This window comes from Paenibacillus sp. N22P23 (assembly GCF_059383735.1).
Window position 1 is genome coordinate 158,334 of record NZ_JBXENT010000002.1, and the last position, 26,134, is coordinate 184,467.

Annotated in this window: 23 protein-coding genes; 2 read left to right on the forward strand and 21 right to left on the reverse strand. The window is 48.8% G+C overall.

What is annotated here, in order from left to right:
- Window positions 1-110: 110 nt before the first annotated feature.
- From serC to liaF, 12 genes are all read right to left on the reverse strand, one after another.
- Window positions 111-1,199 (reverse strand): 3-phosphoserine/phosphohydroxythreonine transaminase, encoded by a 1,089-nt coding sequence (gene serC / locus AC506A_RS11495; protein ID WP_475782030.1) that lies wholly within the window; start codon window positions 1,197-1,199, stop codon window positions 111-113.
- 192 nt (window positions 1,200-1,391) lie between these two features.
- Entirely contained in the window at window positions 1,392-2,816 is a 1,425-nt protein-coding gene (gene glnA, locus AC506A_RS11500) for a type I glutamate--ammonia ligase (RefSeq protein WP_475782031.1), read from the reverse strand.
- Between the two features lie 272 nt (window positions 2,817-3,088).
- Window positions 3,089-4,150: a 3-deoxy-7-phosphoheptulonate synthase gene (gene aroF / locus AC506A_RS11505; protein ID WP_495461149.1), complete on the reverse strand. Its 1,062-nt coding sequence runs from the start codon at window positions 4,148-4,150 to the stop codon at window positions 3,089-3,091.
- A gap of 144 nt (window positions 4,151-4,294) precedes the next feature.
- Entirely contained in the window at window positions 4,295-4,807 is a 513-nt protein-coding gene (locus tag AC506A_RS11510; protein WP_495461150.1) for a DUF2062 domain-containing protein, read from the reverse strand.
- Window positions 4,808-4,827: 20 nt separating this feature from the next.
- Window positions 4,828-5,778 carry a 4-hydroxy-3-methylbut-2-enyl diphosphate reductase gene (locus AC506A_RS11515; RefSeq protein WP_495461151.1) on the reverse strand — a complete coding sequence of 317 codons (951 nt, stop codon included), beginning with the start codon at window positions 5,776-5,778 and terminating at the stop codon, window positions 4,828-4,830.
- 70 nt (window positions 5,779-5,848) lie between these two features.
- Window positions 5,849-7,330 (reverse strand): sensor histidine kinase, encoded by a 1,482-nt coding sequence (locus AC506A_RS11520; RefSeq protein WP_495461152.1) that lies wholly within the window; start codon window positions 7,328-7,330, stop codon window positions 5,849-5,851.
- Between the two features lie 4 nt (window positions 7,331-7,334).
- Window positions 7,335-8,027: a response regulator transcription factor gene (locus AC506A_RS11525; RefSeq protein ID WP_495461153.1), complete on the reverse strand. Its 693-nt coding sequence runs from the start codon at window positions 8,025-8,027 to the stop codon at window positions 7,335-7,337.
- A 161-nt stretch (window positions 8,028-8,188) separates the two neighbouring features.
- A complete protein-coding gene (locus tag AC506A_RS11530) occupies window positions 8,189-9,814 on the reverse strand; it encodes a S1C family serine protease (protein WP_495461154.1) in 1,626 nt (541 codons plus the stop codon).
- Window positions 9,815-10,033: 219 nt separating this feature from the next.
- The gene (locus AC506A_RS11535) at window positions 10,034-10,447 is read right to left on the reverse strand and encodes a YugN family protein (protein WP_495461155.1); all 414 of its coding nucleotides are present in this window, start codon (window positions 10,445-10,447) and stop codon (window positions 10,034-10,036) included.
- 60 nt (window positions 10,448-10,507) lie between these two features.
- Window positions 10,508-11,173, reverse strand: a complete 666-nt coding sequence (locus tag AC506A_RS11540) for a response regulator (protein WP_495461156.1) — start codon at window positions 11,171-11,173, stop codon at window positions 10,508-10,510.
- Window positions 11,160-12,200 carry a sensor histidine kinase gene (locus AC506A_RS11545; protein WP_495461157.1) on the reverse strand — a complete coding sequence of 347 codons (1,041 nt, stop codon included), beginning with the start codon at window positions 12,198-12,200 and terminating at the stop codon, window positions 11,160-11,162. The genes AC506A_RS11540 and AC506A_RS11545 overlap by 14 nt, the downstream gene beginning before the upstream one ends.
- Before the next feature lie 7 nt (window positions 12,201-12,207).
- The gene (liaF, locus tag AC506A_RS11550) at window positions 12,208-13,332 is read right to left on the reverse strand and encodes a cell wall-active antibiotics response protein LiaF (protein ID WP_495461158.1); all 1,125 of its coding nucleotides are present in this window, start codon (window positions 13,330-13,332) and stop codon (window positions 12,208-12,210) included.
- A gap of 262 nt (window positions 13,333-13,594) precedes the next feature.
- On the opposite strand from liaF, the gene AC506A_RS11555 reads away from it, so the two are divergent.
- Window positions 13,595-14,890: an ammonium transporter gene (locus tag AC506A_RS11555; protein ID WP_495461159.1), complete on the forward strand. Its 1,296-nt coding sequence runs from the start codon at window positions 13,595-13,597 to the stop codon at window positions 14,888-14,890.
- 106 nt (window positions 14,891-14,996) lie between these two features.
- Here AC506A_RS11555 and AC506A_RS11560 read toward each other — a convergent pair whose 3' ends face one another.
- The 7 genes from AC506A_RS11560 to AC506A_RS11590 form a co-directional block, all read right to left on the reverse strand.
- Window positions 14,997-15,377: a hypothetical protein gene (locus AC506A_RS11560; RefSeq protein ID WP_495461160.1), complete on the reverse strand. Its 381-nt coding sequence runs from the start codon at window positions 15,375-15,377 to the stop codon at window positions 14,997-14,999.
- A gap of 100 nt (window positions 15,378-15,477) precedes the next feature.
- Window positions 15,478-16,866: a methyl-accepting chemotaxis protein gene (locus AC506A_RS11565; protein WP_495461161.1), complete on the reverse strand. Its 1,389-nt coding sequence runs from the start codon at window positions 16,864-16,866 to the stop codon at window positions 15,478-15,480.
- Window positions 16,867-16,996: 130 nt separating this feature from the next.
- Window positions 16,997-17,125 (reverse strand): hypothetical protein, encoded by a 129-nt coding sequence (locus AC506A_RS11570; RefSeq protein ID WP_494818435.1) that lies wholly within the window; start codon window positions 17,123-17,125, stop codon window positions 16,997-16,999.
- A gap of 76 nt (window positions 17,126-17,201) precedes the next feature.
- Window positions 17,202-17,720 (reverse strand): RNA polymerase sigma factor, encoded by a 519-nt coding sequence (locus tag AC506A_RS11575; RefSeq protein ID WP_495461162.1) that lies wholly within the window; start codon window positions 17,718-17,720, stop codon window positions 17,202-17,204.
- A gap of 112 nt (window positions 17,721-17,832) precedes the next feature.
- Window positions 17,833-18,414 carry a 3D domain-containing protein gene (locus tag AC506A_RS11580; RefSeq protein ID WP_495461163.1) on the reverse strand — a complete coding sequence of 194 codons (582 nt, stop codon included), beginning with the start codon at window positions 18,412-18,414 and terminating at the stop codon, window positions 17,833-17,835.
- Between the two features lie 87 nt (window positions 18,415-18,501).
- Entirely contained in the window at window positions 18,502-20,439 is a 1,938-nt protein-coding gene (gene thrS, locus AC506A_RS11585; protein WP_495461164.1) for a threonine--tRNA ligase, read from the reverse strand.
- A gap of 438 nt (window positions 20,440-20,877) precedes the next feature.
- Window positions 20,878-21,876, reverse strand: coding sequence for a putative sporulation protein YtxC (locus tag AC506A_RS11590; RefSeq protein ID WP_495461165.1), 999 nt, complete (start codon window positions 21,874-21,876; stop codon window positions 20,878-20,880).
- Window positions 21,877-22,161: 285 nt separating this feature from the next.
- On the opposite strand from AC506A_RS11590, the gene AC506A_RS11595 reads away from it, so the two are divergent.
- Window positions 22,162-23,277 (forward strand): GGDEF domain-containing protein, encoded by a 1,116-nt coding sequence (locus AC506A_RS11595; RefSeq protein WP_495461166.1) that lies wholly within the window; start codon window positions 22,162-22,164, stop codon window positions 23,275-23,277.
- 94 nt (window positions 23,278-23,371) lie between these two features.
- On the opposite strand, the gene mqnC is transcribed toward AC506A_RS11595, so the two are convergent.
- Window positions 23,372-24,511 carry a cyclic dehypoxanthinyl futalosine synthase gene (gene mqnC, locus AC506A_RS11600; protein WP_495461167.1) on the reverse strand — a complete coding sequence of 380 codons (1,140 nt, stop codon included), beginning with the start codon at window positions 24,509-24,511 and terminating at the stop codon, window positions 23,372-23,374.
- A gap of 439 nt (window positions 24,512-24,950) precedes the next feature.
- Window positions 24,951-26,129 (reverse strand): aminotransferase class I/II-fold pyridoxal phosphate-dependent enzyme, encoded by a 1,179-nt coding sequence (locus tag AC506A_RS11605; protein ID WP_495461168.1) that lies wholly within the window; start codon window positions 26,127-26,129, stop codon window positions 24,951-24,953.
- Between the last annotated feature and the right edge of the window lie 5 nt (window positions 26,130-26,134).

The following is a 26,134-nucleotide window of genomic DNA, read 5'->3' on the forward strand; positions in this document are numbered from 1 at the left end:
TACCTGACCATATCCTATATGCACTCAAGAAGACCGCCGACCTTCCACGAATGGAAGAGCCGACGGTCTTCTTGCTTTGCCCTATAGAGCAGTCAGTAACTTCTATGCTGTTAGCCGTTGCGCTTCTGGAAGTCGCCCATGAAATCTGCAAGTGCCTTGCAGCTCTCAAGCGGCACAGCATTGTATGTCGATGCCCGCAAACCGCCAACGCTGCGATGACCTTTCAAGCCAACAAAACCTTGCTGTTCGGATTCCTTCACGAACTGCTTCTCCAGCTCTTCCGAACCGAGACGGAACGTGAGGTTCATGAGCGAACGGCTATTCACGTCTGCAAAGCCGCGGTAGAAGCCGCCGCTGTTATCGATGGTATCGTAGATCAGCTTTGTTTTGTCGCGATTGAATTGCTCCATCGCCGCAACGCCGCCTCTCTCCTTCACCCATTTCAACATGAGGCCAACCAGATATACCGAGAAAGACGGCGGTGTATTGTAAAGGGAATTGTTCTTCACATGTGTATCGTAGCGAAGCATCGTCGGGATCGTTTTCGGGCTCTCCGAAACCAAATCCTCGCGTACGATAACAATCGTTACCCCGGATGGTCCCAAATTCTTCTGTGCACCGGCATAAATCATACCGAATTTGCTGACATCGACCGGACGGCTGAGAATATCACTCGACATATCGCCTATCAGTGTCACATTGCCGGTTTCCGGATAAGCCGCAAATTGCGTGCCTTCAATCGTTTCATTCGACGTAATATGCAGATATGCCGAATTTGTCGGGAGTTGCAGACTGCTTAGGTCTGGAATGCGATTGAACTTATCCGATTCCGATGAAGCTACGATCGCGGTTTCGCCAAACAGCTTCGCTTCCTTGATCGCTTTGTCTGCCCAGCTACCTGTGTTAACGAAGGCTGCTGTTTGGCCTGCATGCAACAAATTCATTGGAATCATAGCAAATTGCGTACTTGCTCCACCTTGCAGGAATAGTACCTTATAATTGCTTGGAATTCCGAACAATTCGCGAAGGAGCGACTGCGCACCGTCATTAACCTCTTCAAAAATGCTGCTGCGATGGGACATTTCCATAATGGACATGCCTGCACCTGCATAATCAATAAATTCCTGTTGCGCCTGCTGCAATACTTCCAGCGGCAACGCTGCTGGTCCGGCATTAAAATTATACGCACGATTCGTCACTGTAGCTCACTCCACTCTTCAATTTGCTTATCCGTATGATAGCAAGTTTCACGCTTTGCATCAAGTGTAAAAAGTCGAACAAAAACCAACAGTTTTATTACGAACATTCGGATTTAGCGTTTTTTATGAATAATGAAAAGCGAGCTCTCCGTGAGAGAGCTCGCTGAAAGTAATTTGTAGAATAAGTTCGGATTAGCAGTCGAAGTATAGGCTGTACTCGTGCGGATGAACACGGATTGCAACAGCTTTCGCTTCAGCACGCTTCAGTTGTACGAAGTTGTCGATGAAGTCTTTGGAGAATACGCCGCCTTCAGTCAAGAACTCGCTGTCAGCTTCCAAAGCGTCAAGCGCTTCATCAAGCGTTCCTGGAACCGAGCGAATTTCTTTCTTCTCTTCTTCAGGAAGATCATAGATGTTTTTATCGAATGGACCATAACCAAGAGCAACCGGGTCCAGCTTGCGTTTGATACCGTCAAGACCTGCAAGCAGCATCGCTGCGAATGCGAGGTATGGGTTAGCTGTGGAGTCCGGTGTACGGAACTCGATACGGCAGCCTTTCGGCGTAACTGCAGCAACCGGGATACGGATTGCAGCAGAACGGTTACCCTTCGAGAATACAAGGTTAACTGGCGCTTCGTAGCCTGGAACAAGACGCTTGAAGGAGTTCGTCGACGGGTTTGTAATTGCGATCAACGCCGGAGCGTGGTGCAAAATACCGCCGATGTAGTGCATAGCCAGTGGGCTCAGGTTTGCATAAGCACCTTTGTCATAGAACAGTGGGGAATCACCGTCAAAGATGGAGGAGTGAACATGCATTCCGCTGCCGTTGTCGCCGAAAAGCGGCTTAGGCATAAATGTTGCAACTTTGCCCCATTGGCGAGCAACGTTGTTGATGATGTATTTGTATTTCATAAGGTTGTCAGCTGTTTTAGTCAGCGTATCGAAACGGAAGTTGATTTCAGCTTGACCAGCTGTTGCAACTTCGTGGTGATGACGCTCAACGCGAAGGCCGGATTCTTGCATGATGCGAACCATTTCGCTGCGGATATCTTGTTGGGAGTCAACAGGAGCAACCGGAACGTAGCCGCCTTTTACAGGAATTTTGTAACCAAGGTTACCGCCTTCTTCTTTACGAGCTGTATTCCAGCCAGCTTCAGCGGAATCCACTTCGTAGTAGGAAGTGTTCATTTTGCTTTCGTAACGAACTTCGTCGAAAATGAAGAACTCGGACTCAGGTGCGAAGTATGCTGCTGTTCCCACGCCGGACTTCTGTAGGAATTCTTCTGCTTTCTGAGCGATGCCGCGCGGATCGCGCTCATAGCGCTCGCCATCTGGCGTATGAATGTTACACATAATATTCAATGTTGGGTGATCTGTGAACGGATCGATGAAGCTGGACTCTGTGTCCGGAATCATAACCATATCAGACTCTTCAATACCGCGGAAACCCGGGATCGAGGAACCGTCAAAAGCTACGCCGTTAACAAAAGTGTCGGCATCTACTTCCGTGGAAGGAAGTGTGATGTGGTGCGCGTGGCCGGAAAGATCCACGAAACGGAAATCTACAAACATGATGCTGTTCTCTTTAATAGTGCTCAATACGTTTTGAACTGACATTAGGTATTTCCTCCATTTCCGAACATTTGCGATGTGTAGGACATTAATTGTTCAACTTCTGATCTGAAACTATGATTGTTATTATAGGGTTTCAAGTTTAATACCGTCAATAGTCATGTAAGGTATTTTTTAAAGCACTTGTTAGATAACTTCACATAATTGTCAGATTGTTGAAATTCCCTGTATTGACGCCAAAAACAAGAAGCTGCAGCCCCCTTAAATGAGAGGTCGCAGCTTCTTATATTCCGATAATTATACAATGGCATGAATTATTATTTGATCCACGTATTGAAATATTCAGCTGGCTCTTTAGGTGTGTCGAAGCGTCTGCCTACTAATTTTCCCAGCTGTTCCAATTCTTTTAGAAGGTTCGCGAATTGGTCAGGGAACAACGATTGAACGCCATCGCCCGTCATGGAATTATCAGGATCTGTATGCATTTCAATGATCAGACCGTTTGCACCCGCAGCAACGGAAGCTTTCGACATCGGCTCAACCAGCTCACGACGACCTGTTCCATGGCTCGGATCCGAAATAACCGGCAGATGGCTGAGTGATTGCAGCACCGGAATTGCGGCCAAGTCGAGTGTATTTCGAGTATAAGTCTCGAACGTGCGTATTCCGCGCTCGCAGAGCATAACGTTCGGATTCCCGCCCGCAAGAATATATTCGGCAGCGTTCAAGAATTCATCATAGGTTGCGCTGAAGCCCCGTTTTAGCAGAACCGGCGTCTTCACAGTGCCCAGCTTCCGCAGCAAATCAAAGTTCTGCATGTTCCGCGTCCCGACTTGCAGAATATCAGCATACTCACAGCAAACATCTACGTATTCCGGCGTCATTACTTCCGTGATCGTGAGCAGCCCATGCTTGCGGCCCGCTTCAGCCATCATCGCCAGTCCTTCCACGCCAATGCCTTGGAAGCTGTAAGGCCCTGTACGTGGTTTAAATGCGCCGCCGCGCAGCACTTGGCCGCCGGCCGCTTTCACCAGTCTAGCGATCTCGTCGATTTGCTCTGGCGTCTCTACCGCACAAGGGCCGCCCATAATGGCAAGATGCTCCCCGCCGATCTTAACGCCTTTAATTTCAATAACCGTATCGTCAGGATGGAAGTCGCGGCTTGCGAGCTTGTAGGACTTCGAGATCTTGATGACATTCTCGACGCCTTTCATTTGACGAAGATGTTCCGCTAGGGTCGGCTCCGCTTTCCCGATGATACCAATAACCGTCCGGTCCGTTCCGCGGGAAACATGCGCCTGCACCCCCGCTCTCTCGATATGTTGTACGATCTCTCCAATCCGTTCTTCCGTTACATTATTTTGAGTAATAACGATCATAAGTTCGACTCCCTCTCTATCACGCTTAGACGCGTGTTCGCTTCGACGCTTTTATGCTGTTAGGCTTTTATGCTTTTAATCGCTAAAGCAAATATACATGAAAAAACCGGCCTCGTCAAGAGACCGGCTTGCTGTCATTCGCATTTATTCCGTGACTGGTTTCACTTCGACGACTGAGAGGCGGCGAAGCTTTCTTTTCTCCTTGCGTTTGTTGGCCACGTACTGCAGCGTCATCTTAACAGGGAAATAGAATAGCGCGCCAAGCACCATACCATCAATAATTCCGCCCACAATCAGCTTTAAATTAACAAGCAGCATATGGTCGAGCCATTCCGGTGCGAAGGGCACCGAAATTTTGATATGGTTCGGAAGCACCCAGCCGCCTACCATACTATTGATAAACGCGACTGGAATAAAGATTATTTTACCAAAAACAAACCCGATCAACGCACCTGCTAAACTGGCATTCATCATATAGATGAGCGGAAATATCAGGAAAAAAGCTAACCCATAGGTCGGTAATGTAAACATCTCGACAAAAATACCGATTGCAAATCCGAGTGCTACAAACGATGGGCCGCCTGGTGCCCGCATAAGCTGCGTATATTTCAATTTAAGCCAACGTTTAATCGAGCGCGGTTTGCTTGAAGTCGTCATTAGAGTAGCGCCCCTTTCACTCACAGCGACGATTTCACTCGCACAGTAGGCAACAGTTTGTTCATGTTGACTGTACGCCGTGCTTCCCAGGTAGAGGAATCCTCGTCGTTAAACTGCTCCAGGTAAGCGATGACTTCCTTCGTTAACGGTGTTGGTGTCGATGCCCCTGAAGTTACAGCTACCCGCTTCTTGCCTTTCAGCCACTCTAGATCAATCTCGCTTACATCCGAGACGCGGTAAGCCGGCACGCCGGCAATCTCTTCCGAAACCTGCGCAAGCCGATTGGAATTGTTGCTTCTAGGGTCGCCTACCACGATACACAATTCGGCTTCACCGGCTTGTGCCGCAACGGCTTCCTGCCGCACCTGTGTCGCCAAACAAATTTCATTGTGAATTTCGGCTGTCGGGAATGTCTTCAGCAGCCTGCTGATCAAATGCCTGATGTCCCACTGCGACATCGTCGTCTGATTCGTAATAATGATTTGGCCGCTGGCTAGCTGCAGCAAATCAATATCGTCTTCGCGTTCTATTAAATGTACATGCTCAGGTGCAATTCCGATGGCGCCTTCCGGCTCCGGATGCCCTTTCTTGCCGATGTAGATCACTTCATAGCCCTCAGAAACCTTCTCCCGGATCAAATCATGGGTTTTGGTTACATCCGGACAGGTTGCATCCACTACCGTCAAGCCTCTCTCCTTCGCGCGTCTGCGTACTTCCGGAGAAACACCGTGCGCGGTGAAAATGACAGTTCCGCTCGAAATTTGTTCCAATATTTCCAAACGGTTCTCGCCGTCAAGCGTAATAATGCCTTCTTGCTTGAATGCCTCCGTCACATGACTATTATGAACGATCATGCCCAAAATATAGATCGGCCTCGGCAAGTCTAAATTTTTAGCTGTTTGCAATGCCAGAACCATAGCATCGACAACGCCGTAGCAATAGCCACGCGGTGAAATTTTCACAATTTCCATACTGCTTGCACCTGCTTTCCTGCTAAACCAGTCTTCACGGACAGGCCTCTTTAAGACCCAGTTCTATTTATTATACTTCATTCGACTTCTCGTGGAAAGCAATTGGAAGCCACACGATAAATGTCGTTCCTGCACCTTCACGTGTCGAAACCTCGACCGAACCGCCATGCTCATCAATAATCCACTTGGCAATCGACAACCCCAGGCCGGTTCCGCTCGTTTCACCACGCGATTCATCTGCACGATAGAAACGTTCGAAGATATATGGAACTTGGTCATGGTCCATGCCGATCCCCGTATCTTTGATGACAATACCGGCTTGATCGCCGGAAAGTATGGCGCGCAGCTCAACGTGTCCGCTAGGTGTGTACTTGAATGCATTTTCGACGAAAATAAAAAACAGCTGACGAAGAAAATCGGCATGCGCATATACTTCTACGTTTGCAATGGCTTCTAAGTTCCCGATTTTCCATTCTGCTTTTCTTGGAAGCAGCTGCGCCTTACGCGCTACGTCCTCGACCAGCGGAAGCAGCGGCTGAATGGACTTCTCCATTTGGTAGCCGGCATCTGCACGCGCAAGCGACAACAGATCATTCACTAAGCTGGACATTCGCTTAGCTTCACCTGCAATATCCAGCATCGATTCGCGGGTCAGCATCATCCGGCTGAGCTCTTGCTCACTTAATTGCGGCTTCCCATCATCGTCCGAGTCAGTCCCCGGCGTTAATGTCGGCAGCCACATCCTCTCCAGCAGCTCAATGTTCCCGCGAATTGTCGTAAGCGGCGTGCGAAGCTCATGCGATGCATCGGAAACAAACCGCCTTTGCGCTTTGTAAGCCTCATTCAACCCATTGTAGGTCGTTTCAATCCGCCCCAGCATGCCGTTTAACGTATCGACCAGCCGCCCAAGCTCATCGTTAGGACCTTCCCTAGGAATGCGAACGCTTAGATCAGAACCATTCTGGATTCGATCGCTCGCACGAATAACATTCTCTATTGGCCGCAGCGCCTGACGCGCAAGAAATAGCCCAATCGTGAAGGCGATTAGCACTACAATAATCAATGATGATATCAACGTCGTCTTCAGTTCAGTCAGGAACTTATCTTCCCTGCCGGAATAAGCCGCAACCTGCAGCAAGCCAAATACCTCATTCTTTTGCTTCAATATATGCCGGTATACGAGAAACGGATAAGGACCTGCCTTTACATGCTCAAACCCTTCGTAGCTGTCGTTGATTTCCTTAACGTCCGGCTTTGGAAGAAGTTGGTCAATTCTGCGCAGATTCGGCGTTGTCTTGACGACACCATTCTTATAATTATCAACTTGGATAAACATCTCGTCATCTCCGATAACGAAATTAGGCGTTTGATAATTACCGAACATATCCAGCGTGGACGTAATATTGATCGCATTGACCTGCTGCTCGATTTTGGCTTTCATTTCTTTGTACGTATTGTAGTTAACAAAGAAATAGATCGCGACCCCAAATGCAATAAGCGTGACGGCCAAAATGACCGAGTACCATATTGTGAGCCTCAAGCGAATCGACATGGAATCAGCCTCCTTCGCCTCTAAGCACGTATCCGGTGCCCCGTACCGTTTGAATCAGTCGCGGGCTCTTGCCGTCTTCCGTCTTCTGGCGCAGCATGGCAATATAAACCTCCAGCACATTCGATTCACCGCTGTAATCAAAGCCCCATATTTTGTCCATAATCGCGTCGCGTGTCAGTACTCGCCGCGGGTTCTGCATAAGCAGCTGAAGCAGATCGAATTCCTTCGCTGTGAGATCAATTCTGCGTCCGGACCGAATCGCTTCGCGTGAATCCAGATCCAGTGTTAAGTCTTCAAACTGCAAGCTGCTCGTATTCTCCTCGATCTTATCAGATTTACGCCTTAGCAGCGCTCGCACACGAGCGAGCAGTTCCTCAAGCGCAAACGGCTTAACCAAATAATCATCTGCGCCTAGATCCAGTCCACGCACACGATCTGTAATATCATCCTTAGCCGTCAGCATCAGAATCGGCACAGAGCTTCCGCCTTCACGAACCCGGCGGCATACTTCCCAGCCATCCACCTGCGGCATCATGACGTCCAGAATGAGCAAATCCGGATCGCTTACGAGCATTTGCTTCAAGCCCTCTTGCCCATTGTTCGCCGTAGCGACCTCGTAGCCCTCAAACGCCAGGCTTCGGCGAAGCAGAGAAGTGATTTTCTCATCGTCATCCACTACTAATATATGCGCTCTCATCGTATTCCCCCATCATCAAACAACTAGTTTTTCTGCCAAAAGCTGCCTTCATATTATAGCGCAACATGTGTTTCCCACGAAACAGCTTGTCCGTATTCTTCCATAAAAGAGGCGCAGACAGTCTTTACGACTGTTTGCGCCCGAGTAACACTGTTCTGTTGCTATTGCTGGCTTGCAAACTCATTCTTGTTGCCTACGGTTACTTTCAGATCCATCTTCTCACCATTGCGAATAATGTTGAGCGTAGCCGTGTCTCCAACCGTTTTTTTCTGGATTTGAGCGATCAAATCTTCACGATTGTTATATTTGGTGCCGTCCAAGCCAGTGATAACGTCATATTGTCTCAGATCAGCCATGTATGCAGGCGATTTGTAAAGAACGCTCGATACGATCGATCCTTCTTTGCTGGAAAGACCCAGTTCTTTGGCGATCTCATCTGTAATCTCAGCCAAGTTAGCGCCGATAAACGGTACAGGCTTCTTCGGAATTTCTTTATTGGCTTTCAGGTTCTCCAGCACTTCTTGAATCGTACTGGTTGGAATCGCGAATCCAATCCCTTGTGCCTGCGAGCTTACTGCCGTATTAATCCCAATTACTTCGCCTTGAAGGTTCAGCAGCGGACCGCCCGAGTTACCTGGGTTAATGGAAGCGTCTGTTTGCAGCAAATGCTCGTATTGACGTGTGCCCTGGGAGTCCGGAATACTGATTGGACGTTCCTTGGAACTAAGTACACCGACTGTTACCGTGTGGTCAAAGCCGTATGGATTTCCGATTGCAACTACCCAATCCCCAATGTTGATCTTGTCGGAGCTGCCAATTGGAAGTGTAGGGAAGTCTGTTCCTTCTACTTTCAATACCGCTAGATCCAAGTTGTAATCAGATCCGAGTTTCTTAGCAACGAGCGGTTTATTGTGACCTTGTACGGTTACTTGAATTTCATCCGCATCGCCGATCACATGTTGGTTCGTTAAGATATAGCCGGTGGAATCAAAGAAGAACCCTGTGCCAATTCCTTCCGGTGTTAATTCGCCGCTGCCTTGATCGGTGTTTCCTTGTCCGGAGCCATCGTCTTGTCCTTGGCCGCCTTGATTGCCTTGGTCACCGAAGAATTGGCTGAAGAAATCATCCATCGAATTCCCCTGCGTGCCGCCGCCGCTGCGCTGCTTCGTGAAGGTTTCGATTTTGACAACGGCCGGACTTGCCTTCTCGAACAGCTGCGCAATATTATTTGGTCTTACTATATCCGCTGCTGCTGACACCTTGCCGTCATCGCCCGCTTTACCAACAGCGGAGCTCGCTTGCTCCGAAGATTGAGAGAGCGTTTGATCGGCAGTGAACCAGTTCTGCTTATCTGACACGAACATCAGTGAACCAACGACGACAACACCTGCGAGGAACGAAGCGAACATCGCCTTAAATGAGCTGCGTTTGGATTCTTTCACTTGCCATCCGCTGCGTGAAGCGGATTGGGATGGTGCGAAAGCGCGAAGCTGTGTAGGCGGGGTTACTTCAACCGAGTTATGCATGCCATCCGCGCTGCCGCCTACTCCGCCTTGTGCAGCAGCTGTGTCGCCGCTAACCGGTCTTTGTGGTTCAGAATCAGATGCACCGGATTTGAAGGGTCCATATGAATAGTAATAAGAGCTCTTGTCGGTACTTTCTTGCGGCTTACCTTCGTTAGCGTTGTAAGGCTGTTCGTTGTTCCGATTATCCTCGTTTTGGTTATTGTGATGTTCATCGTTGAAGAAATCGTCATAACCGTTATTTTTTTTGTTTTGATCGTCCATACTTTATTCCTCCTCAAATATGTTCCCATGTTTGTTAAGTTTTCAATAAGTGCTTTATGCTGTTGCTTGTGATTGTCTTCGCGAATCATTCATCTTTCATAGTTCTATCATGCACAATCTACCTTAAATCAAACTTAAAATTGTTATAAAGTAACATAAAAAAACCGGGCTTGGCTGAATAATCAGCCAAGCCCGGTTTTCGTGTAATCTGCGACTCTCTCATTGCAGCAATCGTTGTTCTACTTCGCCCAGCACTTCCTTCGCTTTAGTCACCCATTTGGACTCGACTTCGGCATCAGGATCAATCGGTTCCTGAAACTGATCAATTAAACTGCCAAGCGCCCTCGGCTGAGCGTGCTTATCCAGACCCTCATTGTACAAATGCTTAAGTACGAACGGCTGCCCCATTTTGATTTTGGCATCAAGGTCCTGTGTGTCACTGTCGATATTGCCGTTAATCACATCAAAAGGCATGCGCAACCACACTTTATGTTCTTCATCCAAGTAGCGGTCAAAATAACCATGCTCATAATCCCAATTCCCGCCAAGCGAGAATTCGTGCTCCTCCAGCATGCTTTTGACTTCCGTAAATTCCTTCTCATTTGATTCCAGCTTGGATTCAAGGGGGATCATCGCTCTATATTCTCCTCCTGGCCTAATGTTTACCGTTAGCTTGCCCGGAGTGAATGCCTGTTATCCCGTCTTTACCCAACCTTTACGATGCGCGAATACGGCAAGCTGTGTTCTATCTTCCAGTTCGCATTTCATTAGCAGGTTGCTGACATGGGTTTTGACCGTCTTGATGCTAATATGAAGCTCTTCCGCAATTTCCTTGTTGGACATCCCCTCAGCGATGAGAAGAAGCACTTCCTTCTCACGATCCGTCAAACCTTCATCAGCCCCTTGCGCGCTTCGCTGACGCAGTCCTCTCGTAAGTGCTTGCGAGACATCATGCGTCATGACTGGCATGCCTTTAGCGGCCCCGTTCAGCGCATATATGAGCTCCTCTGCCGAAACAGTCTTCAGCACATAACTTACCGCTCCGGCTTCAACAGCTGCTACAACCTTCTCATCTTCAAGGAAGCTTGTAAGCATGACGATCTTCAGCTCAGGAAATTCCTTCATTATATGGCGAGTCGCTTCAACACCGTCCATTACGGGCATCATCAAATCCATAAGGACTAGCTGCGGCGGTCCTTCAGCAATGCCTGCTCTTAACATATCGAGCGCTTCTTTACCGTTAGCCGCTTCAGCGATGACCTCAAACTTCGGATCTAACATCAAATACGTTCGCAATCCCGCTCGAACCATATCATGATCGTCGACAATCATTATTTTCCAACTGTTATTTGAACTCATCGCTAAGGTTCTCTCCCTTATTCAAATAATTGGGCAGTGTCACTCTCACTCTCGTTCCGCTTCCCGGCTTGCTAATAATGGAGGCATCTCCGCCGAGCTTGTTGGCCCGCTCCCGCATGGTCGATAAACCATAGGAGCCCCGCTTCACTTGATCCGCCCGGAATCCGGCACCGTCATCCTGCAGCGTCATCACGATTTGCCTCTCGGTCTCTGCTACCGTTAACAGCGCTGTTTGAGCCCCTGCATGCTTCACGATATTCGCCATCGCTTCTTGGACAATCAGGAACAACTGATGCTCCTTCGCTTCAGACAGTTTCTCCCGCACACGCCATTCAAGTACGCCTTGCAGCCCATTCTGCCGGCAGTAGTCCGGGAACCATTTGTCGAGCGCTTCTTGAAGCGACCTGCCCTCAAGCTCCATCGGTCTAAGCTGAGCAATAAACCCGCGCATCTGCTTCTGCGCCATCGACGACATGGAGATCAACTGCTCCATGACATCACTGGCCCGGCTCGGGTTCAGCTCAAGCAGCTTCGGAAGCGAAGATGCCGACATATGTATAGCGAACAGCTGCTGCGAAACCGTATCATGCAGATCACGTGCAAGCCGTCTGCGCTCTTCCAGCACCGCCGCTTCATTCGAAGCCGTTTCCCTCATGACCTGCTCTTCTCCGGAGCGCTGAATCCAGTGCATCCGCTCATCAAGCGATTCCATCATGTCGTTAAACTCGCGAAACGCCGGCGTGAACGCGCCTTCCTCTGGCAGCCTCGAACTGTAATTTCCGTGCGCGGCCTGCTTCAGTCCAAGTACGAGCAGATCCATCTGACGCTGTATCCGCTGCGCTGCCCAGTAGCCGAATACGGCACTGATCAATAAGAAGAGCACAGCAACGCCGATCCACAGCGCCCTGCTGTACCCTTTTGCCGTCAATTCGGTCCCGAACTGCCAGAGGAACACCGAAATCGTCGATGAAGCCAGGAAAAGCAAAATCATATCCCACTTGCTATTGCGAAACAATCGGACCATCATGTGCGCATCAACCTACTTTCGTAACGCGCACATCACCGATAAACGTACTGACGTGGAGCCTGATTTTTTTGTCATTCTCTTGAAAGTGCGGGGTTTCGATATCCATGTTCTTGAAAATCCCGCCCTCTTTATGTTCCAGTACCGCGACATCGCCGATAAAGGCGCTGGAAACGACGTGCACACCGATTTCGTAATCGTCAGGCAGATATACTTTAACGTCGCCTATAAAGGAAGAGATATTTATAGTAGTCTCACCTGGTAATATTTGTGCCTTTGTCAAATCAAGCACCGTATCACCGATAAAATGCGAGATATTCATCGGCTTGAGCTCCCAATAATCTTGGCCCATATAGATATCACCGATAAAGCCGGATCGTGTCTGTACGTTCGGATCATGATTCCACCACTCTACACGGTCATTCCGGTGATGCTGCCTGGCATTTCGTAAATGCTTCTCTCGATGGTCGTTGACCTGACGTGCGTGCTTCTCTCGATGGTCCTTGACATGACTTGCATGCTTCTCGAAGTGTTCTCTCGCTCTGGCTGCTTGCTCTTCCCACTTCTGTTGTTTCGAATACGCGTCATTTGGTTGAACAGGCGGTATAACCTGCTTTCCTCCCACCTTCATCTCCGAACTCGCTTCACTTACGTCCTCCTGAATAGGCACATCCGAAGGCCTCGTCGGATCCGGATGGAGCGGCGGAGCCGGAGGAATGTCTACATTAACTTGACCGTAATTGTAGGCTTTCCAATCATTACCCGGAACCTCTATCTCTTCTTTCTTCTTCGACTTCGGTTTAAGAATCATCCGCAGACCAAATATTATAAGAATTAACGGGCCAACGAATTGCATCACATCGCCGACAGACCAAGCGAACCAATCTAAATTACGCCCCAGAAACACAAAGCCGATAATGAGCATGATCGATGAACCGAAGAATGATCCGCTGCCATAAACCGCTCGCTGGAGCATACCTTGTATGCCAAGGAAGAGCAGCATTAAAGGCCAGTAGGTGGAAACCACCATTCCGATATCAAAATCGACTACGCCGCTTTGTCTTAACATTAAGCCTACGCCCATTACTATAATGAAGAGGCCCCACATAAACCGACTAATAAAATTCCCGTTCATTGCCGCCACCAGCTCCCAATCGCATCTGCAAAGGTTTGTACTCCAAGTATAACAGGTGCCGCAAGCGACATAAAAGGGTCTCTCGGTTGACCCTTACCTACGTCTAGAGACGGAGCAGATGAGAGCCCTATTCGATTTGAAATCATCCATGTGAGGTCTTGTCACTTCACTCGTTGACATCATTAACACGGCACTTATATAATGGGGTTCGGATTGGATTGAGAGATAAAACCTAACATGACATACTAGAGGAGATGAGAGCATGGATTTAGCCACTCTGTCCACCGGGCTGGATACGATTTGGGTCGTGCTTACGGCTGCAATGATTCTACTCATGGAAGGCGGCTTTGCGCTTCTCGAAGCAGGCTTTGTGAGGCAGAAAAATGCAGTCAGCATTATTATGAAGGTTTTCGTGGACATCGCCTTCGGCGCACTAATCTTTTACTTTATCGGATTTGGCCTGATGTACGGGAAAGATTCAGGCGGTTTGATTGGAACAACCGGCTTCTTGCTCAATGGAGACCTTTCTCACATTGCGATTAATATCTCCCATGAGACTTATTGGCTGTTTCAATGCGCGTTCGTCATCGCCGTTATTTCAATTGTTTCCGGCGCCGTTGCAGAACGCATTCATTTTAGAGCTTATATTTTGTATGCGATCGCGATGACAGGTTTGATCTACCCGGTTGCCGGACACTGGGTCTGGGCGGTAGGCGGCTGGCTTGGCAAGCTCGGCATGATCGATTTCGCCGGCTCCGCAGTTATCCACGCATTAGGCGGTTTCGCAGCACTCGCTGCAGCGATCTTCATCGGACCGCGTATCGGAAAATTCACACCTGAAGGCAAAAGCAACATCGTTCCTCCTTCCAACCTGCCGCTCGCATCGGTTGGCGCATTCATCCTTTGGTTTGGCTGGTTCGGTTTCAACTCCGGGAGCACACTGAGCGCTACGAATGGTTCAATTGGCCATATCGCGGTTACAACTATGCTTTCTGCAGCAGCAGGTGGAGCGATATGTATTCTCTTCACCATGATGCGTTATAAGAAAGCGGATCCACCAATGGTCATCAACGGATCGCTGGCCGGTCTAGTCGGAATTACCGCAGGCTGTTCCTTTGTTTCCGATGGCGTGGCCATCTTGATCGGTTCGGTTTGCGGTGTTGCGATGGTCCTTGCAACCGAGTTTCTTGAAAGCAAAGGCGTTGACGATCCCGTTGGCGCATTCGCCGTACACGGCGTCAGCGGCAGTCTCGGCACGCTGGCCGTTGGACTGTTTGCACTGCCTGAGATGACGAAAGGAATCGGACAAGAGTACTATGGTTTGTTCTACGGCGGAGGCTGGAACTTACTTGGCGTACAAGCACTTGGCCTTGTCATCGTTAGCATCTGGGGTTTCGCATTAACATGGGTTGTACTTCTTCTAATTAAACGATTCATGCCTGTTCGTGTCTCGAAAGATGAAGAGCTTATCGGACTTGACGTCGGCATCCACGGCGTACCGGCTTATAACCAAGACCATGATTTCCTTGATCTGGAGCAGCTAAAGGCTCGCAAATAATTAGATTCAACGAAAGACGCCGCCCTCTCTTGGAGTTCATTCTCCGGAGAAGGCGGCGTCTTCCTTATCTAAACAAAAAAACCGCCCACACTTGGACGGTTAACGGTTAATTCATCTCATCATCCATCTCACTGGAGACTTCGATGATATCAGAAGCATGATTGTTATTATGTAGAATAGCACGTGCTTGCTCCACCTCAAGGCGGAGTGTACGTACTTTCTCCATAGGGCGTTTCACATAATGGATGTATTCAACGGCAAGATGATGATCCGGCTTCTTGCCCGTAAGCATCCGGCGAAGTGTCGACATCGACTGATAGGAGCGCTCTTCATGCAGACGACGCTTCTCATATCGTTCTACCATCTGGACAATTTCCGCTATCTCTTGCTCTCTCTTAGCAATATATGTGTTTAGGAAAGGAATAACTTCTGCTGCTTTACGATGCCTCAAACGAGAAGGTGGCGTGTAAGTAATTGGTTCTGTCATGACAACTCCCCTGCCTTCGCATGTTATCATTCATTACACTACTTATCTTACACGATCATTTCCCGTTTGGAAACACCTTTTTCATCAAAATAAATGGCAATTATTTGACGCGTATGTCAGCTCCTACGACACCAATCAAGCGACCTTCGACAGAACGAATTGGAATTGAGATCGTCAAGCAAGGTTTCTTCGTGATCGCGGAGATATACACAGGCGAAGTGAACGCCTTCCCTTCCATAGCCCGCTTCCACCACTCACGACCTTTGGCATTCAGCAAGCCCGCCTCAGGTAGAGAGAAAATAAACGAGCCATCATCTCGATTCGACCATATCGCCTCGATCTCCGGCATCTGCCCAAGCAGTCGTGAAAGCTGCTCTTGATGCGAGGACTCATCAAGCGAGAAGAGTCTTGAATCTGCCGCCAGCTTGCTCAGCTTCTCTAGTGTCCCGCTTACGTTAATCTCGTTTTCTTTCACTTCGTGCTTGATGCCAACCTGCCCAATTGCTTTGGTTAACTCCGAGGATGATTTATGTAAATTAGTGCTGATCCGGTCCAGCTTCTTAATTTGTCTGCGCTGTTTATGTGTAAGCTCAAGTGTCTCGTCTACGCTTCCAAGTGTCTGGTTCACCGCATCTACAACATCCTTTAGCATGCCTGTCGTAGCGTTCATGCTCTGCGTCTGCTGCTTGCTTGCCGTACTGCTCTTGCTGACCAAACGGTCTACTTCATGAATACGCGTGAAAATTAAATCCATGCGGTTCTTTGTTTGCGCCATTTCCCGAATGCCTTGCTCTACTGCTGTTTTCTCCAAATCAACGGAGGCAACGACTTGCTTGACTCCGTTCTCGATCTCTTCAACCAACCCGCTTGAGCGTCTGACTGCTTCATGACTCTGCTCCGCAAGCTTCTTAATTTGCTGAGCGACAATCGAGAAGCCTCGCCCAAACTCCCCTGCATGCGCAGCCTCGATCGAAGCATTCAGTGCAAGCAGCGATGTTTGCGACACAATTTCTTGGATGAAGCTGTTGATCTCATTGATCCGCGAAGTCTGCTCAATCAGCTCACGGATATGACGGTCCATCGTTCCGTTATGCTGCTGCAAATCATTCATCACTTTATCCGTGTTTGTTAACGAACGGCAAACCTCAAGCACGACTTCTTTCGTTTCTTTACTTTCTGTATCAAGCAGCTGCGCCGTATCGCTGATTTGCTCAGCGGATGCGGCTACTTCTTGCAGCGTCGAGAATGTCTCGCCAATGCGGTCCATTGCACGTTCACTGCATAACCGAAGCTCTCCCTCGGTGACTGCAGATTGATCGGCGATATCCGTCAACTGGCCTATTGACTGATTGACTTCTTCTACCGCAGCGGTCAATTGATCCGAAATAACGAATGACTCATTAATCAATTGCGTGAGCACAGCATTCTGTTCTGCTTCTTTTTGCTTATTCGGCGTATCTTGTGTTCGGAAACGCTGCAATAGCGGCATGAAATGATCCCCCTTTTTTCGACAATTGGTCAGAATTAACTAATAGTATAGTTCACTGCCACACAAATGAAAAGAGGGACCCCAAAGGGTCCCTCTCCGTTTGCTGCTTCGCAAAACATGGAAGCTATGTTTATTTTTCCGCTTTCTGTGATGCGGCTTTCGTCGTTGCATTAGCTGTGTTTGCTGCGTTTTCTGAAGCAAATTCTGCGTTGTATTTACTTTGGGCTGCATTAAATTTATTGTTTTTATTTTTCGCCATCCCTGCTCACCTCCCCGTACAACCAATAGTATGGCAAGGCCGGGAACAGTTTATGTAAGCTGGAAATGAATATTTACTAAATCATTTTGTCGCGTAAATACCGCTTCGTTCGGTGGATTCGGGCTTTAATCGTTCCGATCGGAACCTGCATCACTGCTGCAATTTCTGCATCCTTGAAGCCGTAATAAAATTTATAAAGCAGCATAACCCGAGAAGCCGAATCCAACGTATCGAGCAGCTCGTTTATTTCAAGCATTACCGTCGCTTCATCTCGATAACTGGCTTCTTGAGACCTATACATGTACTCCAATTCGCTTGTGGGGCGATTCCGAGCCGCTTTCTTATTCAAGTTCGATGCGATATTGGTTGTGATCACTTTCGCCCATGAATAGAGCTTGCTGCGCTCCCTAAGCGAGTCTTGCTTCGTGAGCATACGCACCCACGCTTCCTGAACCGCATCCTGGGCATCTGACTTATTATGCACTTTCGCATAGGCTACACGAATCATCTCGTTATAGAGCTCAAGCAGCTTGTCCTCATATACTTCTAATTGGGATAATACATAAGGCTCTGTACGGGATGGTTCATCGTTCATGGATATCCGCCCTTATTATGGATGATAGCGCTTTCAACGTGTATTTTAACATACCTTTTCTGCAAAAAAAAGAGAATATTCAACAAATCGCTGAACATTCTCTCTATGTCGATTAGGACTCAAGCAGCTCTCTTGGAATCGTCTTCTCCGCCGTGACTGCTTCATTCAGCTCATTCAGCCAAGCTTCCGTCAGCTTGCCATTACCTCGCCTCAGCACCCGAACAGTAACCTTCCGCTTCCCCCACTGCTTAAATACTTGCTTCCTGGTCTCAAAATACAGATCGATCTTTTTCCCTTTAATCGCAGAGCCGGTGTCGGCAACGATCCCATATCCGTATCCGGGTACATATAAGAGAGTCCCGATTGGGAACACCTTGGGATCTGCGGCAATTGTCGATACAATGCCTCTTCGTACTCGAACTCCTGAGTACGTAATGCCGTATTGCGGATGCCCCGGCCGTTTACCGGTTGATTCTACACCTGCGGTATAGCCTGTGGCTATCACCTGAATAGGCTTGAATGACTTTGTTGCCGGCTTCCGCTTGCTTTCAGGTTGCTGCGAGAAATGTCGTTCAATCTCAGCCCCTACGCTGCACGCTGCCGTACAGTCGGCGAATAAAAGACCGACTATCATCATCATTCCAGCTATACTGATCGTTATTACACGTTGAAACGACAAAAAGCTTGTCATCATCTGGGTTGTTATCCTCCTTAGTTCGAAGGATACCCAAGTGCGACAAGCTTTATGCGCCAGCTGGCAGCATGTGCCAGCTACATTATATTAGATTTGCTTTTGCGCAATTTGTGCTTTAAGCTGTGCGATTAGCTCGGATACAGGCATGGATCCCAGATCGCCTTCACCGCGTTTACGCACGGAGACGGATTCGGAATTCGCTTCATTCTCACCGATTACGAGCATGTACGGCGCTTTCTCCAGCTGTGCTTCGCGAATTTTGTACCCTAACTTCTCATTGCGAAGATCGGATTCAACCCGAATGCCTGCAAGCTGCAGTTTCGCTTCAAGCTCACGCGCATAAGCTTCGTAGGCAACCGAAACCGGGATGATTTTGGCTTGTATAGGCGACAGCCACAGTGGCAGCGCACCAGCGAAATTCTCCAGCAAGAATGCTGTCATACGCTCCATTGTGCTGATAATGCCGCGGTGGATAACGACCGGACGGTGCTTCTTGCCGTCATCGCCGACATACTCCAGCTCGAAGCGCTCCGGAAGCAAGAAATCCAGCTGTGCAGTCGACAGTGTCTCCTCTTTGCCAAGCGCCGTCTTGATTTGAACGTCGAGCTTCGGTCCGTAGAACGCCGCTTCGCCTTCAGCTTCGAAGAATGGCAGGCCTAGCTCTTCAACAACCTCGCGGAGCATACGCTGCGACATTTCCCACATTTCATCATTTTGGAAGTATTTCTCTGTATCCTGCGGATCACGGTAGGATAGACGGAAACGGTAATCCTTGATGCCGAAATCCTCATAAACTTGACGAATTAGCGTAACAACGCGCGCGAATTCTTCTTTGATTTGATCCGGACGACAGAAAATATGAGCGTCATTCAGTGTCATCGCACGCACGCGGTGCAAGCCTGTCAATGCTCCGGACATTTCGTAGCGGTGCATGGTGCCAAGCTCAGCAATCCGAACCGGAAGATCGCGATACGAACGCATATCGCTCTTGAACACCATCATATGATGCGGGCAGTTCATCGGACGAAGAACGAGTTCCTCGTTGTCCATGATCATTTTCGGGAACATATCCTCGCTGTAATGCTCCCAGTGTCCGCTTGTTTTGTACAATTCAACGTTAGCAAGTACTGGTGTGTAGACATGTTGGTAGCCTAGGCTTTCTTCCAAGTCCACAATATAGCGCTCCATTGTTCTGCGCAGACGTGCACCGTTTGGCAGCCATAGCGGAAGCCCTTGACCGACTTCCCGGGAGAAAGTGAACATCTTCAGCTCGCGGCCGAGTTTACGGTGATCGCGTTTCTTCGCTTCCTCCAGGAAATGAAGATGCTCATCCAGCTGCGCTTTCTTAGGGAATGCTGTGCCGTAAATCCGCTGCAGCATCTTATTCTTCGAATCGCCGCGCCAGTAAGCGCCGGCAACGCTAAGCAGCTTGAATGCTTTAATCTTGCCAGTGGAAGGCAAATGCGGTCCGCGGCATAGATCAAAGAACTCGCCTTGATCATAAATTGTAATTTGCGATTCTGCAGGCAGGTCGCGAATAAGCTCTAATTTGAGTGGATCGGCAATTTCAGTGAAGATGGCGATCGCTTCTTCGCGGCTTACGACACGGCGACGGATCGGCAGATCCTCCTGCACGATACGCTCCATTTCTTTCTCGATTTTGACTAGATCCTCAGGTGTAAGAGACTGCTCCATATCGATGTCATAATAGAAGCCGTCTTCGATAACAGGTCCGATCCCCAGCTTCACATCATTGTTGCCAAACAGTCGTTTAATCGCCTGTGCCATCAGATGTGCAGTACTATGACGATACACTTCAAGACCGTCAGCAGATTCAACCGTTACGATTTCGAGAGCAACATGACCCTCAAGCGGTGTATACACATCCACTACTTTACCATCCACTTTACCGGCAATTGCGTTCTTGCGCAGGCCATTGCTAATCGAACCTGCAACTTCTTCAATTGTTGTACCTTGCTCGTATTCCCGAACTGCGCCGTCGGGAAGCTTGACTTGAATCGCCATATCCTTCGTTCCTCCTGGAAGTGGTTCTTGCAGCTGCATCAGAGTGCACTCGCAATACCGAAATTTGCTATCTATGCGGCATGCAGCCAACAAAAAAAGCACGCATCCCGCAAAGGGACGAGTGCTCTAATAGACCCGTGGTTCCACCCTAGTTCAATCAGCACCTAACGATATGGCAACTGATCCTTGTAGACGTCCTATAACGGGAACGGCCCGGTTTAGCTTACTACCAAGCTTCATAATGGAAGCGCGGGTTCAACTACACAGCTACAAAGGGGTATATCGCCGCTGCATCGCGAGGAAATTTCAGCCTAGGTTCCTCTCTCTGAATCGAGCATTGCTGGTGATACATGTCTTTGTCATTGCTTTTACATGTGAATCATTATAAGCTGACACCGACTGACAGGTCAAGCCCATTTTTGCAGTATACATGTCTTCTCATGGAATGACATTGCGTACCCGCTTCTCCGAAACCACATCTGTTGTCTGCACGATTGGCAGCCCTTGGTCATCGAAGAAGTAACTGCAATGGCCGCATGTGCAGCACAGCCGTACCCGATGCTCAAATATCGTTTCTAATGTGCGCATCACAGGCAGCTCAGGCTGCCGAGTATGAATAACGATTTGCTGCGGCGACACCGTAATCAGCGTACTGACAATCATGTCCTCCATGTTCATTTCAGACTCCAGCATTTCCGCTACGATGCGGTCGGCCGGCACCGTTTCCAGCATTTGAAACTCTTGATCGTAGAGCACGAAATCACTGCCTCCCTTGTGCAGCACATGCACGATCGGGAGCTTAACTTCCTGCATCCGAACAAAATATTTCAGCAGCGAGATAAATTCCTGGTATTGCTTATCCATGACATATTCATCAACCGCATAAGCAACGACTTCCTTCAGTTCTTGCCAGTATGCGGCGAGTCTAAACGTTACAAAGCCATCGAGATGCAGACGGGTATTGCTGCTCAGAAATTGCTCAATCTCATCTGCCACTTTCCCCAATCGACGTTCTCTGTCCGAACGCAGCATAGCTGTATCGGTGGCGTCCTCCTGAACGGCTGGGACAGCGGCGCCGTAAAGTATATTTTGGCAATAACGTTCGAGCACTTCGATCTCTTTGACCACTTCATAATGAAACTGCTTGCGTATGATCGCCTTCAGAAGCATAGGCTCAAGCTCAGACATAATGTAGCGGGCAAACGCTGTAGCAGATCTCCGGTACATCCGCGGGCCGTCCGTAGCGAGTTTGAAATCTGCAAGGTCAACAAGACATGAAATTTCCATCGTTTCGTACTCAGGTCTTGTGAAGCTCACGAACGGAACAACGGTATCCTTATCGCTATGTAAATCGACAAATTCCTCGCTCAAACAATGGTGCAGTCGATCAATCGCTTCACGGGAAGCCGAAAGCAAAGAAACAGTGAACAGTTCCATAGGCTCACTCCTAAAAGTTTTTGCGAATAGTGGCCAGCGGTTAAGCGGGCTGAATATAGTGGCCGGCACTCCGGCAGATTGGGCATTAAACGAACAGACGGGAAGGTCATTCAGGGTTATTTTCACATGTAATCCAGAGGTCAAATCGGGCTTCCTTAACAGTATATGGTTCTATAAAAGCATATATACGATGTAGCCATTGGCACAGCTGGTTGGGGATTGGAATGGAAGGGGATTCATGGTATATTTAGTACCAAATGAAGCTGCATACTCGGAGTGAATCCCATGGATTATGAATCGATAAATTACAACAGATCTCGTTGGAATCGCATGCTCCTAAATGGCTTCTGGGCCATCTTGATCATTACGATCGGATTAGAATGTCTATATTTAACCATTACTGAAGTTCCCACTACTCAGTTCATTATCGAATATATGGTTAGACCCTCGCTGCTTCTGCTCGGACTCCTCTTCCTCGCCGAGACAGGGCTTCGCTTATTTAAAGGGAAATATCAAGACTACATACTCATTCTCACATCCACTGTGCTCGCCTTCATCGTTGTTTATGTCCACAACTCCATCAACTACTTACTGATCGCCCTTTTCTTACCCGTCATGGTATCGATATTTTATTTCCAGACCCCAAAGCTCCTATTTGCATTAGCCAATACGCTGACATCGCTATACATGATGTACTGGACGAATGATCTCATGCATACGGACATTTCGCTCGTAGGACTTACGACCATCACCGTCATGTTCAGTGTATTTACACTTGTGGCTTGGGGAATTCTGAGCCGCGGCCGCGAGCTGCTCGATCATTTGAAATCGTATTTCGAATCCAATCAACAGCTCCTCGTAAAGACGATATGGATGGACAAGCTTGCGAAGACGGACGCCTTAACCGACCTGTACAATCACATTACATTCCACGAATACATGGAAAGACTCATTGACCAGCATGAGCGCAATGGACTGCCACTGCAGCTTGCGATCATCGATATCGATAATTTCAAACTCGTCAACGATACGTTCGGCCACCGTGCCGGTGATGCGGTACTCAAATCCGTCTCAGAGCTCATTCGCAGCAAAGCTTGCGCCAATGATTTCGTCGCTCGTTACGGCGGCGAGGAATTCGCAATTCTCTATACGGACAAATCCAGTACCGAATCCTATATCATAACCGAGCTAATTCGAGAAGAAATCGCCAAACTGACTCATGAGACGCTGGGAGCTAACCCTGTCACCGTCAGCGCCGGATTCGCTGAATATTGTTCAGGCGAAGGGAAAGAGCATTTCTTCAATCGTGTCGATTCGGCGCTTTATAAAGCGAAAACCACCGGCAAGAACCGTATTATGGTTTCCAATTTGGAACAGTATCAGCAAAGTCAGCTCGCTTAAGGTGAAACTTAACTTTCTTATATTTCAAACAAACAAAAGCTTCCCGCCAGGAACAATAATTCCTGAAGGGAAGCTTTTTTATTTGGACTGTCTGTTAGTTTTGCATGATAAAGTCGTTCTGCGCCATTTCGGATTCATCGTTATACATCTTCAGAATCTCATAACGAGTGTTACGCTGTGCAGGGATTTTGCCTGTTTCGCGAATCAAACGAAGAATGGAATCGATATTCACCTTATGCGTTGTACCTGCAGCCGAGACGACGTTCTCTTCAATCATCGTGCTGCCGAAGTCATTACAGCCGTAGGAAAGGGAAAGCTTGCCTACATCCGGCCCCATGGTTACCCATGAAGATTGGAAATTATCGATATTGTCGAGTGTAATGCGGCTGATCGCCAATGTCTTCAAGTACTCTTCAGGCGTCGCCTTCTCCCGCTTCATGTTCGTGTTCTCCGGCTGGAATGTCCACGGAATGAACGCCAGGAAACCTTTGGAGTTATAGCCGTTCGAAATGCACTCATCCTGCGCATCACGGACACGAAGCAAATGAAGCGCACGCTCCTCCATCTCTTCGCCGAACCCGATAACCATCGTAGCCGTCGTGTTCATGCCGATGCGGTGAGCGGTCTTCATGACGTCCATCCAGTCCGTCCAAGAGCCTTTCAATCGGCTGATCTTACGTCTTGTCCGGTCATCGAGAATTTCGCCGCCGCCGCCCGGCAGCGAATCAAGTCCTGCGCGATTCAGCTCACGCAGCACTTCTTCAAGCGAAAGCCCGCCTGAGAGGAGCACCATTTTATGAATCTCCGCTGGGGAGAAGGAATGCATCGTAATGCCTGGATAATGCTTTTTGATCTTACGTAATAAGTCCAAGTAATACGTGAATGGCAGCTCTGGATTTACGCCGCCCTGCATCAGAATTTCGGTTCCGCCGACATCCATCGTCTCTTTAATCTTCTGCAGAATGAGTTCATCCGGAAGCACATACCCTTCCTTCGAGCCTGGTGCGCGATAAAACGCGCAGAAACGGCAGTACACATCGCATACATTCGTGTAGTTGATGTTACGTCCGACAACGAAGGTCGTTATTGGATCAGGATGATGCCGAAGCATAATCTGATTGGCCACATGGCCCATTTTCTCAATTTCATCGGATTCAAATAGTGTCACGCACTCCTCAAGTCCAATCCGTTCTCCTTGCAGTGCTTTATCTAAAATGCGATCTACCTGCTGCATAGTGGAGACCTCCTTCTCTATAAACATATCCGTCACTTGCTTAACGTTCAACTAATACTACCACAAACACTAACCAGCGTCATGCACCGTCAACGGCCGAAAAAGCCAGTCTAAACGGCGAAAAACGCGGCTAGTCCGCCGGGACTGCCGCGTATCGCATTATTTGCGCCTTTAGGCGGATTGGTTTCCGTTCGAAGCCAGAGCTTCGAATGGAGCATTCCGCTTTAGGCGGATTGGTTTCCGTTCGAAGCCAGAGCTTCGAATGGAGCATTCCGCTTTAGGCGGATTGGTTTCCGTTCGAAGCCAGAGCTTCGAATGGAGCATTCTGCTTTAGGCGGATTGGTTTCCGTTCGAAGCCAGAGCTTCGAATGGAGCATTCCGCTTTAGGCGGATTGGTTTCCGTTCGAAGCCAGAGCTTCGAATGGAGCATTCTGCCTAATTACCCCTTAAGCGCCTGATCCAGATCTGCAATCAGGTCATCAATATCCTCAAGTCCAACCGAATAACGAAGCAAACCGTCCGTAATCCCACGTTCATGACGAACCTCACGCGGCATCGCCGCATGCGACATCATAGCCGGATATGACAAAATACTTTCAACAGCACCAAGACTTACCGCTACAAGCGGAAGCTTCACGCGGCTGAGAACGGCTTTGGCGCGTTCGCCGTCGCCCACATCGAAGGACACGACTGCACCGTATCCTTTGGATTGTTTCTCGTGCACCTCGCGGCGAGGGTGGTTCGCAAGCCCCGGATAATAAACACGTGTGACATCCGGATTGCTGTCGAGCCATTCTGCCAGCTTGCGAGCGCTGCGTTCGCTATGTTCCATGCGCGCTTGCAGCGTCTTCATACCGCGAATCAGCAGCCATGATTCTTGCGTGCCAAGAACAGTGCCAAGACCGTTCTGCAGCTGCTTCAGCCTGCGGCCGAGGCTTTCTGTTGCCACAACGGCAAGCCCTGCAAGCACGTCACTGTGGCCGCCCAGAAACTTCGTCGCGCTGTGCAGGACGATATCCACACCAAGCTCGATCGGGCGCTGATGGTATGGTGTCATAAATGTGTTGTCCAGCAGTGTAATCAGCTCATGGTCCTTTGCCCAAGTCGCGATTTCACCGATATCGGTTATTTTCAGCGTCGGGTTAGAAGGTGTCTCCATGAATACGGCTTTCGTATTCGGCTGAAGCGCTGCTTTCACGGCTTCGAAGTCCGTCATATCCACGAAGGTGGACTCAATGCCAAGACGGTTCAGCACCGTCGTCAGCAAACGGTAGGTACCACCGTAAACGTCCTCCGTTACAATGATGTGATCGCCCGTCGAGAACAGCAGGAACGCTGTCGAGATGGCTGCCATACCGGATGCAAACGCAAACCCGCGAACGCCGCCTTCAAGCAGCGTAATGTAATCTTCCAAAGCCTGACGCGTCGGATTGCCAGAACGGCTGTAATCGTAAGTCGGCGGATTAAAGATATCATGATGATGGAAGGTGGAAGCTTGATAAATCGGCACGCTCGATGCGCCGGTATGGCTATCGATTTCGGCACCGAAATGAATCAATTTCGTCGCAAATTGCTTGTCGTTCTTGTCCTTGCCCTTGTCTGGATTCTGCTCTGCCATGATGG